Raw genomic sequence first — 13,050 nt, 5'->3', positions numbered from 1 at the left:
ACGCAGGTCGGTGGGAGTGCCCTTGACCGAGGGCTGACGAGGGGTAAAGTCTAGACCAATGTCCACGGGCGTGAACTCGAGTCGCCCTGTTGGCAGTTGCCCTTCTGTGGGCGACTGCGCCGCCGACCCTGGCCGACCACTGACGACTTCACGTCCCCCCACCACCAGCGGGGCCGCCACCCCACCCTGACGGCGGCCTCCGCTGTGAAGGAGTTGACATGCACAAGAAAAGGAAGCTGGCCGTCGTCATCGGTGCGGGTGTCGCCCCTCTCCTCGCCCTGAGCCTTCCGGCGAGCACGGCCAGTGCACACGGCTACGTGTCGTCGCCCCCGAGCAGGCAGGCCCAGTGCGCCGCGGGGACCGTACCCTGCGGTCCCATCAAGTACGAGCCGCAGAGTGTCGAAGGGCCGAAGGGCCTGACGAGCTGCAGCGGCGGCAACGCGCAGTTCGCCGAGCTCGACGACGACAGCAAGGGCTGGGCGGTCACGCCCGTCGGCAGCACGGCCGGCTTCAGCTGGAAGCTGACCGCACGGCACTCCACCAGCACCTGGCAGTACTTCGTCGGTGGCACGAAGGTCGCCGAGTTCGACGACGGAGGAGCCCAGCCGGGCGAGACCGTCACGCACCAGGTCGACTTCGGCGGCATCAGCGGCAAGCAGAAGGTGCTCGCGGTGTGGAACATCGCGGACACGGCCAATGCGTTCTACGCGTGCATTGACGTGAACATCGGCGGCTAGCGTCCGGCGAAGGGAATCACAGCCCTGTTCGCGGCTTGCGGTGGATGGCAACATACCCCCGCCCCAGGCCGCTTCGCGTTCTGTACGAGGCTTCGTCCGGGCCCCCATCCGGGGTGCGCCCGGTAAGTGGTACGACGCCGCATTGCGCCAAGTCCCCGGCAGAATAGGGGAGTTGAGGCAAACCTCCGCTTATGTTTTTCGTACGTGCGTACATTCCTGTGGTATATGCAGCCTGAGCCGCCGAGCGGCCCCGGAGCGGCTATGCTCCCTGTTGCGCAGCGCGTTGTGGCGACTACAAGCTGTCGTGCCGACTGCTGCGCGCCGCTGACCGCGCGAGGGCTCGGGCGTCCTGGGACCGGCTTCCTCGTGCGGGATCACCGCCGTGAGCGCCCTGCGGCCCAGTGCCGGTGAGCGTGACTGCGGTCGTCGCACGTGTTCAGGCCCCCGCCCCGCTGGTGCCCGAACTCCCGCATGTTCTCTCGTCCCTTCCCCTTTCCTTCCCTGAAGCTTTTGAGGATGCCGATGGTCCGTGCCGGCTCGTCACCCGATGACTGGGGGCCCGCCTCCACCCCCATGTGGTTACTGCCTCCTTTTCTGCTGGCCGTCTGCGCCGGGGCAGCCGTCTGGCTCGCCCCTCCCGGAGCCCGCGCGCCGGTCGTCTGGTGCGGTGCGGCGGCGACCGTGGCCGTAGCCGTCGTCGCCCTGGAGGCGGTGCGCCGTGGACGTACGATCGCCGCACTGCGGAGGCGGTTTGCCCAGCACGAGGCGTTTCTGCGAGGACGTCTGGCCGACCAGGAGGCCGAGACGGTCCGGCTCGCCAAGGAGCTGCTGCCCGCCGCGATGGCGCGGCTCCAGACGGGCGCGCTGGGCGAAGAGGTACTGCAGGACATCGTCCTCGAGTCCAGGCTCAATCCGGAGTTCGAGGCCGCCCACCAGGCGCTGCTGCGGTCCGTGGTCGAAGCGGTGGAGGCGGAGGAGGGCCTCAGGGACTCCGCACAGCGGGCCTTCGTCAACATCGCGCGACGTGTGCAGGCCATCGTCCACCAGCAGGCGCAGGACCTGCGGGAGATGGAGGAGAAGCACGGCAAGGATCCGGACGTCTTCGGCGACCTGCTGCACCTCGACCACGGCACCGCGCTCATCGGGCGCCTCGCGGACAGCATCGCCGTACTCGGTGGAGCCCGGCCCGGCCGCCAGTGGCAGCAGAAGGTGCCGCTGTTCAATGTGCTCCGCGGCGCCATGTCCCGCATCCTCGACTACCGGCGGGTCGATCTGCACTCGGTGGCCGAGGTCGCGATCGTGGGGCCCGCGATCGAGCCGCTGATCCACGCGCTGGCCGAACTCCTGGACAACGCCACGCGCTATTCGCCCCCGCAAACGCGCGTCCATCTGACCGCGATCGAGGTCCAGTCCGGTGTGGCCGTCGAGATCGAGGACGCCGGGGTCGGCCTCACCGAGGAGGCCCGCAGCCGCGCCGAGCGGGTGCTGGAGCAGGCCTCGGCAGGCCTGGACCTCGACGACCTCGGCGAGACACCGCGGCTCGGCCTGGCCGTCGTCGGCCGGCTCTCCCAGGCCAACCGCTTCAAGGTCTCCCTGCGCCCGTCCGCATACGGCGGCGTTCGGGCGGTCCTGATCGTCCCTCAGGACCTGACAGCCGCAACTCCCGCGCCCGGCGGTCAGATTGCCCGGGCCGCCACCCTGCCGCCGCCCAGGCCCAGGATCAAGCCCCTTCCGGCGCAGCAGGCCGAAACTGCGGCGGCTGCCGAGGAGTCGGCGCTCGCGTCACCGCACAACGCCCATGGCCTGCCGCAGCGGCGCCGCCGTACCCCGGCCGCCCCCGCCGCCCCGCGAGCGAGGTCCGCGCCCGCGGCCTCCGCCATGGTGCCCAAGCCCCAGCAGGCACCCGCCGATCCGCCCGTACAGCCCGGGATGTGGCTGGCCGCCTTCCAGAGCGGTGTTTCCGGAGAGACACCATCGCCGGACGGCGCCGGCCGGCCGGACAGCGATGAGTCGTTGGACAAGGAAGAGTAAGTCAGTGACACAGCAGCGGCTCAACATGGACTGGATGCTCAAGGACCTGGCGTCCGGCGTTCCGCAGACCCGCCACGTCGTGGTGCTGTCCTCGGACGGCTTGTGCATGGCCCAGTTCGGTACGGATACGGACACCGCCGATCGCCTTGCCGCGGCCTGTGCCGGACTGCAGAGCCTGTCGGCCGCCATCGCGGCCGAATTCCCTGACGGTGACGGGTACATGCGGCTCGTCGTGATCGAAGTCGGCGGAGGCTTCTTCTATCTGATGGCGGCCGGTGCCGGGGCGTATCTCGCGGTGCTCGCCGACGAAGGGGTGGACGCAGGCCTCATGGGGCAGCGCATGCGGGACCTGGTCGCCCGGATCGGCGAGCACCTCACCAGCCCACCGCGGGCCGACGGGCAGGTCACGTGAGCGACGGACCCGAAGAGACGAGTGGAGGACCGGAACAGGAACGGCAACAGGACTGGGAGGAGGGCGGACCGGAGCGGCTCTACGTCGTCACGTCAGGCCGGAGCCGCCCCGCCCAGCAGACCCCCATCGACCTGGTCACGCTGATCGTGACCCGGGGCGCGCCGGGCTCCGGCATGCAGCCCGAGCACGCAGCGATCATACGCATGTGCAACTACCCGCTGTCCGTTGCCGAGATCTCCGCATACATTCATCTGCCCGTCAGCACGGTCACGGTGCTCCTTGCGGATCTCCTGGACGGCGGCCACGTCGAGGCTCGCGCGCCGATCCCGGCCGCCGCGCTGCCCGATGTCGAACTTCTGGAGGCGGTGATGCATGGACTGCACAACCTCTGAGGCACTCGTGGGGCCCCGGAGCGAGGACGCCCTCCCCGCCTCGGCCACGTCAGCCGTCAAGGTGGTGATCGTCGGAGGCTTCGGGGTCGGAAAGACCACCCTGGTCCGCTCGGTGAGTGAGATCCGGCCGCTGACCACCGAGGAGACGATGACCCAGGCCGGTGTCGGTGTGGACGACATCGCCGGGGTGGAGCACAAGACCGCGACCACCGTGGCCATGGACTTCGGCCGGATCAGCCTGAACGAGCAGCTGGTGCTCTACCTGTTCGGCACGCCCGGCCAGGAGCGCTTCTGGTTCCTGTGGAACGGGCTGTTCGAAGGCGCGCTGGGCGCGGTCGTCCTGGTCGACACCCGGCGGCTGGAGGTCAGTTTCGATGTGATCGGCCGTCTCGAGGACCGGGGCGTGCCCTTCGTGGTCGCCATCAACGCCTTCCCCGACGCCCCGGTCCATCCGCTGTCCGAACTCCGGGCGGCCATGGACCTGCCCGACTACGTGCCCATGATCGACTGCGACGCCCGCGACCGGGCCTCCTGTCGTGACGCCCTGCTGACGCTCATGCGCTACCTGCACACCCTCACTACCGCGACTCCGGAGTCACAGTGACGCCCTCCCCTTTCGACCCCACAGGACCCGACTCCACGCTCGCCCCACCGCCCGGGTGTCCGGCTCACGCCCACGCGGACACCGGAGGAGGGGTACGGCTCTTCGGGCCCGAGTACGAAGCCGATCCCATGAGCATGTTCGAGCAGCTGCGGTCCAAGCACGGAGCGGTGGCGCCGGTCCTGCTCACAGGCGATCTGCCGGCGTGGCTGGTCCTCGGCTACCGGGAGATTCTGGAGGTCGTGCGGACACCCAGCCGGTTCTCCAACGACTCCCGCCTCTGGAGCGAGTTGAAGGAAGGCCGGGTTCCCGCCGACTCCCCCCTGCTGCCCGTGGTCGCCTGGCGGCCGGACTGCATGTCCGCGGACGGAGAAGAGCACCGGCGGCTGCGCGAGGCGATCAACGAGAGCATGGGTCGATTCGACCGGCGTGGGGTCCGCCGGTATGTCACCCGCTTCTCCAACCGCCTGATCGACGACTTCTCGGGCGCCGGGCACGCCGACCTGATCAGCCAGTTCGCCCAGCAGCTCCCCATGATCGTGCTGACCCAGCTGCTCGGGATGCCCGAGGAGTACGGTCCGCGCCTGGTGGAGGCCGCGACGGAGCTGGTGAAGGGCTCGGAGAAGGCGCTCGAGAGCAACGCGTACATCAGGGAGGTGCTGGGCCAGCTCGTAGCGCGCAAGCACACCGCACCTGGCTCCGACTTGGCGTCATGGCTGATCGATCACCGCGCGGGCCTTGATGACGACGAGATCCTCAACCACCTGTGGCTCGTCCTCATCGCCGCCAACGAGAACACCACCAGTCTGATGGCCAGCGTCCTTCGCATGGTGCTGACGGATCAGCGGTTCCGCGCGTCCCTGGCCGGTGGCCACATGACCCTGCCCGACGCCGTGGAACAGGTGCTCTGGGACGAGCCGCCGACCATCGTGGTCCCCGCCCGGTGGGCCACCGACGACACGGAGCTCGACGGTAACCCCATCAAGGCCGGGGACATGCTGCTGCTCGGGGTGGCCGCCGGAAACTTCGACGTGGAGATCCGTCCCGACACCGATGCGGCCATGTACGGGAACCGCTCCCACCTCTCGTTCGGCGGCGGCCCGCACGAGTGCCCCGGCCGTGAGATCGCCCGGGCCATCGCGGACACCGCCATCGACACCCTGCTCATGCGGCTGCCCGACCTCGAGCTGTCCGTTCCGGAGAGCGATCTGAACTGGCGCTCCACGACCTGGACCCGCCACCTGGTGGCCATCCCCGTGAAGTTCGCGCCGCGGCGCGGGACCGGCGCCGAGCCGGAACCCGCCGAGCAGACCTCGCAGTCCGCGCCCCGGATCCCACCGAGCTCCCAGACCGCGGAGGACTCCGGGCCCCGAGGAGTGTCCCTGGGTGCCGGCCCCGCGCCGATGTCCCCCGAGGCGGAGTCCCCTGTGCCCTCGCCTTCGGTCCCCGGACCGCGGACCCGCCGGACCTGGTGGGCCTCGGTGAAGCGATGGCTGCGACGCGGCTGACAGCTCGTATCGGCCCCTCAATGAACAGGTAGTCGTGCATTGCCTGTTCCCGTCCGCCGGATCTGTACGGGTACAGATCCGGCGGTCCCGGCCACCGAGGCGTGGCCCTCCCCTTCCCGCACGGCGCACAGGGGCGCACGAGCAGGACCTTCTGCGTACTCCGGCGCATTGGGCGCATGCCCCTCATGTCCCGTGCATCCGCACTCCTCTCGGCGGGGTTGTCCTCCGCGCCCGGAGTGTGTGCACTACTGGACAGTGGTGCCGACAGCATCAGCACGGTGGCGCCCTCTCGGCCGCGGGAGCAAGTCTGATGCAAAGGGGTGGGGTCCGGTGAAGCCGGAGACTGAGCGAGCAGCAGGGCTGCTCGACACTATGACGCCCTCGGAAGGCTGCGGGCGGTCGATGGGGAATCGATGCCGTGCAGGGAGTCCTCGCACAGCGCGGGCTTGAGCGGCTCGCCCCCGTCGGCTTCGACACTGCCGAGACCATCACCGCAGCCGAGGAACCGAGCGCTTCGTCCTGCCCCCGCAACTGCCCTCGCCCGCAGGCACCTCCCGGCAGTTGAGCAACATCGCTCCGACCGAGACGCGCCCCTGGCCTTCCGAGGAACAGGTCGGCAGAAGGCCGATCCCAACAACTGGAGGAGCCTGATGAACATCCGCAGTGTTCCGGTCCCGGCCGACGGCGCAGTGGTCACCATGCACGTTCCCGAGGGCCGGCAGACCGCACCTCAGAAGACAGCGTTCGACATTCCCTTCCCGGACGAGATCAGCTCCGATGTCGCTGCTGTTCACGAGCGCTCCCTGACCTGGCTGTGTGAACAGGGCATGCTGCGCAGCGAAGCTGCCGTCGGACGGATGGACTCGTGGCGGCTGACCGAACTCGCCGGCCGCTTCCATCCCCACGCCCGCGGCGACGATCTGCTCCTCGGAGCGGACGTCCTGGGGTTCTTCTTCCTCTTCGACGATCAGTTCGACGATCCGGGCGGCTTACGCATGGAGGCCGTAGCCGCCTCCAAGGAGCTGATCTCCCTCCTCCATCTGCCCCCGGGCACGCCGCCTTCGTACGCGGTCCCGGCCACTGTGGCCTGGGCGGACATCTGGGCTCGGTCCTGCCAGGGCATGTCCGACGCGTGGCGGACCCGCGCGGCTCGCGAATGGCAGCGGTACTTCGTCGGCAACTTGGAGGAGTCGGTCATCCGCAGTGGCATGCCCCTCCGGTCCGTCGAGGGCTACCTCAGGCTGCGCCGCCTGACCATCGGCACCACTCCCGTGTACGACATGTCCGAGCGCACCCAGCACTTCGAGATCCCGCGGGAGGCCTTCCACACGCACCACATTCAAGCCATGCGCGACCTGGCCACCGATGTGGTCACTCTGTGCAACGACGTGGCCTCGGCCGTGAAGGAAAACGCCCGGGAAGAATCTCTCAACTCCGTCCTCTTCCTCCAGCGGCGCCGCGGGCTGGAACGCGACGACGCCGTCGCCTCCATCCAGTCCCTGGTCCGCACCCGGACCACCGCCTTCCGGCGTCTCTACCGCAGGACTCCCGAGGTGTGTGATGCGCTGGACCTCACCCAGGACCAGCGCGAGATGGTCGACCGCTATCTCCGCACCGCTCTGATGTCCGTCATGCGCGGCAACTACGACTGGCAACAACGCAGCCTGCGTTACTCGGCTGTCGACGCGCGCCCGGGCAACCTGCCCAGCTATCTGGAAAACCTCGTGGGCGACTCCCTGCAAGCCTGACGAACTGGTGGGCGATCCGGCCACGGCGTTCGACGGGAAATCTTCCGGCTCACTCATGACGGCGACCCCTAGGAGCGATCATGAAGGCCATATCTGCGGCACCCGCGGCGCCGGGGACGCTACCGCTGCTCGGCCACGCTGTGGCGCTGCTGCGCAACCCCCTGCCGTTCTTCGCCTCGCTGCCCGCCAGCGGTGACCTCGTCCAAGTCAGGCTCGGCCCCCAGCGCGTGTACGTGGTCTGCGATCCCGAACTGACCCACCAGGTCCTCCGCGACGAGCGCACCTTCGACAAGGGGGGACTGATCTTCAACAGGATCCGGGAGGCGCTGGGCAATGGGCTGGGCACCTGTCCCCACAGTGAGCACCGGCGACAGCGGCGCCTGACCCAGCCGGCTTTCCATCCGGCGCGCCTTCCTGGGTACGCGCGGGTCATGACGGAACAGATCTCCGCTGTCACCGGCTCCTGGCGTGACGGCCGGACCGTCGACGTTTTCCCGGACATGCAGGCGATCACCGCGCGCACCCTCGTCGCGACCATGATCGCCGGCGCCGCGCTCACGGACACCGCCTTCACCGAGATGCTCGAGGATCTCAACCGTACTCAGAAAGGCTTCTACAAGCGCATGTTCATGCCCCCTCCGCTGGACAGGCTGCCCGTCCTGGGCAACCGCCAGTACGACCGGGCGCGCGCTCGCATCCGCCGGAACATCAGCTCGATCATCGCCGACTACCGCGCCAGTGGTACCGACCACGGCGACCTGCTGTCCACCCTGTTGGCCGCCCGCGACCCCGTGGCCTCGAACGGCGCAGGCGAGGGACTGTCCGACACCGAGCTCATCGACCAGTGCACCACCTTCTTCTTCGCCGGAACGGAGACCACCGCCAGCCTCCTGGCCTGGGCCTTGCACCTGGTGGCGCACCATCCCGGCATCGAAGAACAACTGCACGCCGAGGCCGACAGCGTCCTCGCCGGCGGCGCCGCCACCTACGACGACCTGCCCCGCCTGGAGGTGACCAGCCGCATCATCACCGAAACCCTGCGGCTCTATCCGCCCGGCTGGCTGCTCACCCGCACCACCACGCGCGACACCCGGCTCGGCGGGCACCCCCTCCCGGCAGGCGCCACCGTGGCGTACAGCGCTTACCTCATCCACCACCGCGCCGACCTGTATCCCGATCCGGAGCGCTTCGACCCCGACCGCTGGAAGAACGGCCGCGATGCCACACGCCCGCCGCGCGGCACTCTGCTGCCCTTCGGCGAGGGCGCCCGCAAGTGCATCGGGGATGTCTTCGCCACCACCGAAGCCACCCTCGGCCTGGCCACCATCGCCGCACGCTGGCGCCTTGAGCCCGTACCCGGCGCACAGGTACGCCCCTCACTGGGCTCCATCCTGAGCCCCCGGGGGCTGCACATGCGCCCCACCCCCAGAACCAGCGGCGACAGGGCCCCCAGGTGAGGCGCGTTCAGGAGTCGGTCTCGAGAAGGACCACCTCGAGCGTGCGCGGGCCGTGGACGCCCTCCACGCGGTCGAGTTCGATGTCGCTCGTCGCCGACGGGCCGCTGATCCAGGTCAGCGGGCGGGCCGGGGCGAGCCGTTCCAGGGCCTGGGGTACGGAGTCCACGAGCTGTTCGGGGACGCGGACCACGCAGATGTGGTGGTCGGGCACCAGCGTGATCCGGCGGCGGCCCTGGCCGGGGCCGCCGTCGAGGACGACCGTGCCCGTTTCGGCGATGGCGACCGCGCAGCCGGTGACGACGCTGTCGACCGCGGCGAGTTCACCGGCCGTCGACTCCGCAGCGTCCGCTACGAGTTCGATGCCCTCGGCCACGGCTGCTGCGAGCCATTCCTCCGGCAGCCCGCCCGGCACCAGAGCCGTACGGGCCCGGCCCGCGAGCAGCCGGGCGATCAGGCCCGGCAGCTCCGCGCCGGAGCAGCGGTGCACGACGGCCCGGTAGTCCACCAGGTTCTCGGCGAGCAGGTCCGCGGTCCCGGCCGGGGTCCGCTCGCCGTGGACCCGGAGATAGTCGCGGGCGACCGGAACGTCCTCAGGTCGCTCGTCCTCCGGGACGTCCGCCAGCGCCCGGCGTACCCGCGCCAGCACGCGCTCCCTGCTGCTCACTTCGCGCTCCCCTCGCCCCGGGTGCGCCGCCACCAGTCGCGGAACGACTCGGCGGGCATCTCCGGCAGTTCCCTGGTGTCGGACCACGCCCGGCCCGGGCCCGGCAGGCGCTTCGGGTGCAGCCTGCGCGTGCGCGACGCGACGCGCTGACCGGCACGGAGCGCGCCGGGGTGGTCCAGCGTCCAGCGGGCCGCGCGCATCGCCGCCCGCTCGGCCGCGTGCCCCTTCGCGGGCTTGAGGGTGACCTTGGTGCCGCGCCGCGTCACCTCGCCGCCCTCGACGACCCGTTCCCGCAGGTGCACCAGCACCTCGGGGATGTCGATGGCGACCGGGCAGACCTCGTAACAGGCCCCGCACAGCGACGACGCGTACGGCAGCGACGCGTCCAGCTCACTGCCCGTACCGCGCAGTTGGGGCGTCAGAATGGCGCCGATCGGGCCCGGGTACGGGGACCCGTACGCGTGCCCGCCCGCCCGCTCGTACACCGGGCACACGTTCAGGCACGCCGAGCAGCGGATGCAGCGCAGCGCCTGCCGCCCCACCGTGTCGGCCAGTGCGTCGGTGCGGCCGTTGTCGAGCAGCACGAGATGGAAGGTCCGCGGCCCGTCGCCGTCCGAAGTCCCGGTCCACATCGAGGTGTACGGGTTCATCCGCTCGGCCGTGGAGGAGCGGGGCAGGAGCTGCAGGTAGACCTCGAGGTCCCGCCACGTGGGCACCACCTTCTCGATGCCGACGACCGAGATGAGGGTCTCGGGGAGGGTCAGGCACATCCGGCCGTTGCCCTCGGACTCCACGACGACCAGGGTGCCGGTCTCGGCCACGATGAAGTTCGCGCCGGAGACCGCGACCCTGGCGCGCAGGAACTTCTCGCGCAGGTGCAGCCGGGCCGCCTCCGCGAGATCCGCGGGTGCGTCCGTCAGCCCGTCGGGCGCGGGGCGGCCCCAATGCGCCATCTTCTCCCGGAAGATGTCGCGGATCTCGGAGCGGTTGCGGTGGATCGCGGGGACCAGGATGTGCGAGGGCAGGTCGTCGCCGAGCTGCACGATGAGCTCGGCGAGATCGGTCTCGCTGGCCGTGATCCCGGCTTCGGCGAGCGCTCCGTTGAGGCCGATCTCCTGGGTCGCCATCGACTTGACCTTCACGACCTCCGTCTCGCCGGTGGCCCGTACGAGCCCGGTGACGATCCGGTTGGCCTCGGCCGCGTCCACCGCCCAGTGGACCTGGCCCCCGGCCGCTGTCACCGCCTCCTCCACCTGCTCCAGGTAGTGGTCGAGATGGCGCAGCGTACGGTCCTTGATCGCGGCCCCGGAGGCGCGCAGCTGCGCCCAGTCCTCGAGCTCGTCGACCGCCTCCGCCCGCTTGGCGCGGATGGTCTGGGTGGCGTGGCGCAGATTGGCGCGCAGCGTGACGTTCCGCGTGGACTCGGCCGCGGCTTGCGGGAAGGCGGGCATGCCCAGGAACGTGCCGCTCATCGCTCATCCCCTTCCGTGCTCGCGAGGATCTCGGCGATGTGGACGGGGCGCACCGGGGAGCCGAGCCGGGCGAGCGTGCCGCCGATGTGCATCTGGCAGGAGTTGTCGACCGCGCACACGGCCTCGGCCCCGGTGGCGGCGATGTTGCGCGCCTTGTCCGCGCCCATCGCGGCGGACACGGCGGCGTTCTTGACCGCGAAGGTGCCGCCGAATCCGCAGCACTCCTCGGCGTCCGGCAGCTCGCGCAGCTCAAGCCCCTTGACGTGCTCGAGCAGCCGCCGCGGCCGGTCGCCGAGACCCAGCAGCCGCAGCCCGTGGCAGGTGGGGTGATACGTGACGGTGTGCGGGTAGTACGCCCCGACGTCCGTCACTTTCAGTACATCGACGAGGAACTCCGTCAGCTCGTACGTCTTCGGGACCGCGCTCGCCGCGGCCGCGGCCAGTTCGCCGCCCCGCCCCTCCGCGGTCGCCTTGGCGCCGATCCGTGGGTAGCCGTCCCGCACCATCGCCGCGCACGAGCCGGACGGGGTGACCACGTAGTCGTAGTCGCGGAAGGCGGCGGCGTAGCGGCGCACCAGCGGCTCGGTCTCGTGGCGGTAGCCCGTGTTGAACTGGGGCTGCCCGCAGCAGGTCTGTGCGGCGGGGAAGTCCACCCGCACGCCGAGCCGTTCCAGCAGCGTCACGACCGCCTGCCCGGTGCGCGGATAGAGCGTGTCGTTGACGCAGGTGACGAAGAGCGCTACCCGCACGGCTGCTCCTCCCGCTCCTCGGGGCCGTCCGCAATCCGGGCCTCCGCCCGCTGCCGTGGCACGTGATCACCCATGGGCTCATCGTGCCGCAGGGTCCGGGCGTTGCCCAGCAGGGAGCGCAGCTCGTCCGGCGAACCCGGCTGAGCCGGGGTGCGCGGGCGCGGTCCTGCGTAGCATGATGCCGCGGCCGTGACGGACGGGCCGCGGGGAGCGCGGGAAGGCGGACGGTCGGGGGTCGTGGCAGCACGCATGGTGGGCATCAAGGACGTCGCACGGCAGGCGAAGGTGTCGGTCGGCACGGTCTCGAATGTCATCAACCGGCCCGAGATGGTCGCGGAGAAGACCCGCGAGCGGGTGCTCGCCGTGATCGACCGGCTCGGGTACGTGCGCAGCGAGTCGGCGCGGCAGCTGCGGGCGGGCCGGAGCCGGATCATCGCGCTGCTGGTCCTCGACATGGCGAACCCGTTCTTCGCGGAGGTGGCCTCCGGAGCCGAGCGCGCGGCCCGCGCGACCGGTCTCGGTGTGATGCTGTGCAACAGCGCGCAGAGCCCGACCGAAGAGGCCGACTACCTCTCGCTCTTTGCCGAGCACCGGGTGCGCGGCGTGCTGATCATGCCCGCGGACCCCACGGGCCGCAGCCTGGAGAACTTCCGGCGGCACGGCATCCCGCTCGTCTACGTCGACCGCGAGGTGCCCCGCGCCGAGGCGTGCTCGGTGTCGGTCGACGACGTCACCGGAGGCACGCTCGCCGTACGCCACCTCCTCGAATGCGGCCACCACGGCATCACGTACATCAGCGGGCCCATGCACCTGGCACAGTGCCAGGACCGCCGGACGGGTGCGCTGAACGCGCTGGCGGAGGCGGGGCTGCCGGGCAGCGCGCTCCGGCACATCGAGGTGGAGCGGCTGGATGTGCCCGCGGGCCGGGATGCAGGGGCGCGGCTGCTCGCCCTGTCCCCGCGCCCGACGGCCGTCTTCTGCGCGAACGACCTGCTCGCCCTCGGCGTGCTGCAGACGCTGTACGGGGCCGGAGTGCGCATTCCGGAGGACGTGGCTCTGGTGGGCTACGACGACATCGAGTTCGCGGCCGCGGCCGCCGTTCCGCTCACCTCCGTGCGCCAGCCCGCCTTCCGCATGGGCCGCGCGGCCGCCGACCTCCTGATCGAGGAGACGGGCGGGGGCGCGGAGGAGCACGAACACCAGCGCATCGTGCTCCAGCCGGAACTGGTGGTCAGGGAGTCCAGCCGCGTCTCGCACCGCGGATAGCCTGGGGGGCCCG

Annotated in this window: 12 protein-coding genes; 9 read left to right on the top strand and 3 right to left on the bottom strand. The window is 70.5% G+C overall.

Annotation, left to right across the window (positions count from 1 at the left end; genetic code table 11):
• Nucleotides 1-218: 218 nt before the first annotated feature.
• The 8 genes from ACTWQC_RS02740 to ACTWQC_RS02705 all read left to right on the top strand — a co-directional run bounded on the left by ACTWQC_RS02740 (nucleotide 219) and on the right by ACTWQC_RS02705 (nucleotide 8,886).
• Nucleotides 219-737 carry a lytic polysaccharide monooxygenase auxiliary activity family 9 protein gene (locus ACTWQC_RS02740; RefSeq protein ID WP_443313846.1) on the top strand — a complete coding sequence of 173 codons (519 nt, stop codon included), beginning with the start codon at nucleotides 219-221 and terminating at the stop codon, nucleotides 735-737.
• A gap of 522 nt (nucleotides 738-1,259) precedes the next feature.
• Nucleotides 1,260-2,768, top strand: a complete 1,509-nt coding sequence (locus ACTWQC_RS02735) for a sensor histidine kinase (RefSeq protein WP_443313930.1) — start codon at nucleotides 1,260-1,262, stop codon at nucleotides 2,766-2,768.
• A gap of 25 nt (nucleotides 2,769-2,793) precedes the next feature.
• Nucleotides 2,794-3,180 carry a roadblock/LC7 domain-containing protein gene (locus tag ACTWQC_RS02730; RefSeq protein ID WP_443313929.1) on the top strand — a complete coding sequence of 129 codons (387 nt, stop codon included), beginning with the start codon at nucleotides 2,794-2,796 and terminating at the stop codon, nucleotides 3,178-3,180.
• Nucleotides 3,177-3,572 carry a DUF742 domain-containing protein gene (locus ACTWQC_RS02725; protein ID WP_443313845.1) on the top strand — a complete coding sequence of 132 codons (396 nt, stop codon included), beginning with the start codon at nucleotides 3,177-3,179 and terminating at the stop codon, nucleotides 3,570-3,572. Before ACTWQC_RS02730 ends, ACTWQC_RS02725 begins: the two co-directional genes overlap by 4 nt.
• On the top strand, nucleotides 3,553-4,176 hold the full coding sequence (locus ACTWQC_RS02720) for a GTP-binding protein (protein WP_443313844.1): 624 nt from the start codon (nucleotides 3,553-3,555) through the stop codon (nucleotides 4,174-4,176). The genes ACTWQC_RS02725 and ACTWQC_RS02720 overlap by 20 nt, the downstream gene beginning before the upstream one ends.
• A 128-nt stretch (nucleotides 4,177-4,304) precedes the next feature.
• The gene (locus ACTWQC_RS02715; RefSeq protein WP_443313843.1) at nucleotides 4,305-5,681 is read left to right on the top strand and encodes a cytochrome P450; all 1,377 of its coding nucleotides are present in this window, start codon (nucleotides 4,305-4,307) and stop codon (nucleotides 5,679-5,681) included.
• A gap of 650 nt (nucleotides 5,682-6,331) precedes the next feature.
• Nucleotides 6,332-7,429, top strand: coding sequence for a terpene synthase family protein (locus ACTWQC_RS02710; RefSeq protein ID WP_443313842.1), 1,098 nt, complete (start codon nucleotides 6,332-6,334; stop codon nucleotides 7,427-7,429).
• An 80-nt stretch (nucleotides 7,430-7,509) separates the two neighbouring features.
• Nucleotides 7,510-8,886: a cytochrome P450 gene (locus tag ACTWQC_RS02705; RefSeq protein ID WP_443313841.1), complete on the top strand. Its 1,377-nt coding sequence runs from the start codon at nucleotides 7,510-7,512 to the stop codon at nucleotides 8,884-8,886.
• A gap of 7 nt (nucleotides 8,887-8,893) precedes the next feature.
• Here the strand turns inward: ACTWQC_RS02705 and ACTWQC_RS02700 are convergent, their stop codons facing one another.
• From ACTWQC_RS02700 to ACTWQC_RS02690, 3 genes are read right to left on the bottom strand one after another with little or no spacing between them, the layout of a single operon-like run.
• Nucleotides 8,894-9,550, bottom strand: coding sequence for a LutC/YkgG family protein (locus ACTWQC_RS02700; protein WP_443313840.1), 657 nt, complete (start codon nucleotides 9,548-9,550; stop codon nucleotides 8,894-8,896).
• Nucleotides 9,547-11,022, bottom strand: coding sequence for a lactate utilization protein B (locus ACTWQC_RS02695; protein WP_443313839.1), 1,476 nt, complete (start codon nucleotides 11,020-11,022; stop codon nucleotides 9,547-9,549). Before ACTWQC_RS02695 ends, ACTWQC_RS02700 begins: the two co-directional genes overlap by 4 nt.
• Nucleotides 11,019-11,771 (bottom strand): (Fe-S)-binding protein, encoded by a 753-nt coding sequence (locus tag ACTWQC_RS02690; RefSeq protein WP_443313838.1) that lies wholly within the window; start codon nucleotides 11,769-11,771, stop codon nucleotides 11,019-11,021. The genes ACTWQC_RS02695 and ACTWQC_RS02690 overlap by 4 nt, the downstream gene beginning before the upstream one ends.
• Nucleotides 11,772-12,020: 249 nt before the next feature.
• On the opposite strand from ACTWQC_RS02690, the gene ACTWQC_RS02685 reads away from it, so the two are divergent.
• Nucleotides 12,021-13,037 carry a LacI family DNA-binding transcriptional regulator gene (locus ACTWQC_RS02685; RefSeq protein ID WP_443313928.1) on the top strand — a complete coding sequence of 339 codons (1,017 nt, stop codon included), beginning with the start codon at nucleotides 12,021-12,023 and terminating at the stop codon, nucleotides 13,035-13,037.
• The last annotated feature ends 13 nt before the right edge of the window (nucleotides 13,038-13,050 follow it).

Source organism: Streptomyces sp. 8N616 (assembly GCF_052246385.1).
Lineage (GTDB): Bacteria > Actinomycetota > Actinomycetes > Streptomycetales > Streptomycetaceae > Streptomyces.
The sequence above is the reverse complement of the archived record's forward strand: the minus strand, read 5'-3'. Positions and strand labels throughout refer to the sequence as shown.

What these genes read in the sequence shown, in the direction of transcription:
- ACTWQC_RS02740 (WP_443313846.1), top strand. Translation starts at nt 219, where the DNA reads ATGCACAAGAAAAGGAAGCTGGCCGTCGTCATCGGTGCGGGTGTCGCC.
- ACTWQC_RS02735 (WP_443313930.1), top strand. Translation starts at nt 1,260, where the DNA reads ATGGTCCGTGCCGGCTCGTCACCCGATGACTGGGGGCCCGCCTCCACC.
- ACTWQC_RS02730 (WP_443313929.1), top strand. Translation starts at nt 2,794, where the DNA reads ATGGACTGGATGCTCAAGGACCTGGCGTCCGGCGTTCCGCAGACCCGC.
- ACTWQC_RS02720 (WP_443313844.1), top strand. Translation starts at nt 3,553, where the DNA reads ATGGACTGCACAACCTCTGAGGCACTCGTGGGGCCCCGGAGCGAGGAC.
- ACTWQC_RS02715 (WP_443313843.1), top strand. Translation starts at nt 4,305, where the DNA reads ATGAGCATGTTCGAGCAGCTGCGGTCCAAGCACGGAGCGGTGGCGCCG.
- ACTWQC_RS02710 (WP_443313842.1), top strand. Translation starts at nt 6,332, where the DNA reads ATGAACATCCGCAGTGTTCCGGTCCCGGCCGACGGCGCAGTGGTCACC.
- ACTWQC_RS02705 (WP_443313841.1), top strand. Translation starts at nt 7,510, where the DNA reads ATGAAGGCCATATCTGCGGCACCCGCGGCGCCGGGGACGCTACCGCTG.
- ACTWQC_RS02695 (WP_443313839.1), bottom strand. Translation starts at nt 11,022, where the DNA reads ATGAGCGGCACGTTCCTGGGCATGCCCGCCTTCCCGCAAGCCGCGGCC.
- ACTWQC_RS02685 (WP_443313928.1), top strand. Translation starts at nt 12,021, where the DNA reads ATGGTGGGCATCAAGGACGTCGCACGGCAGGCGAAGGTGTCGGTCGGC.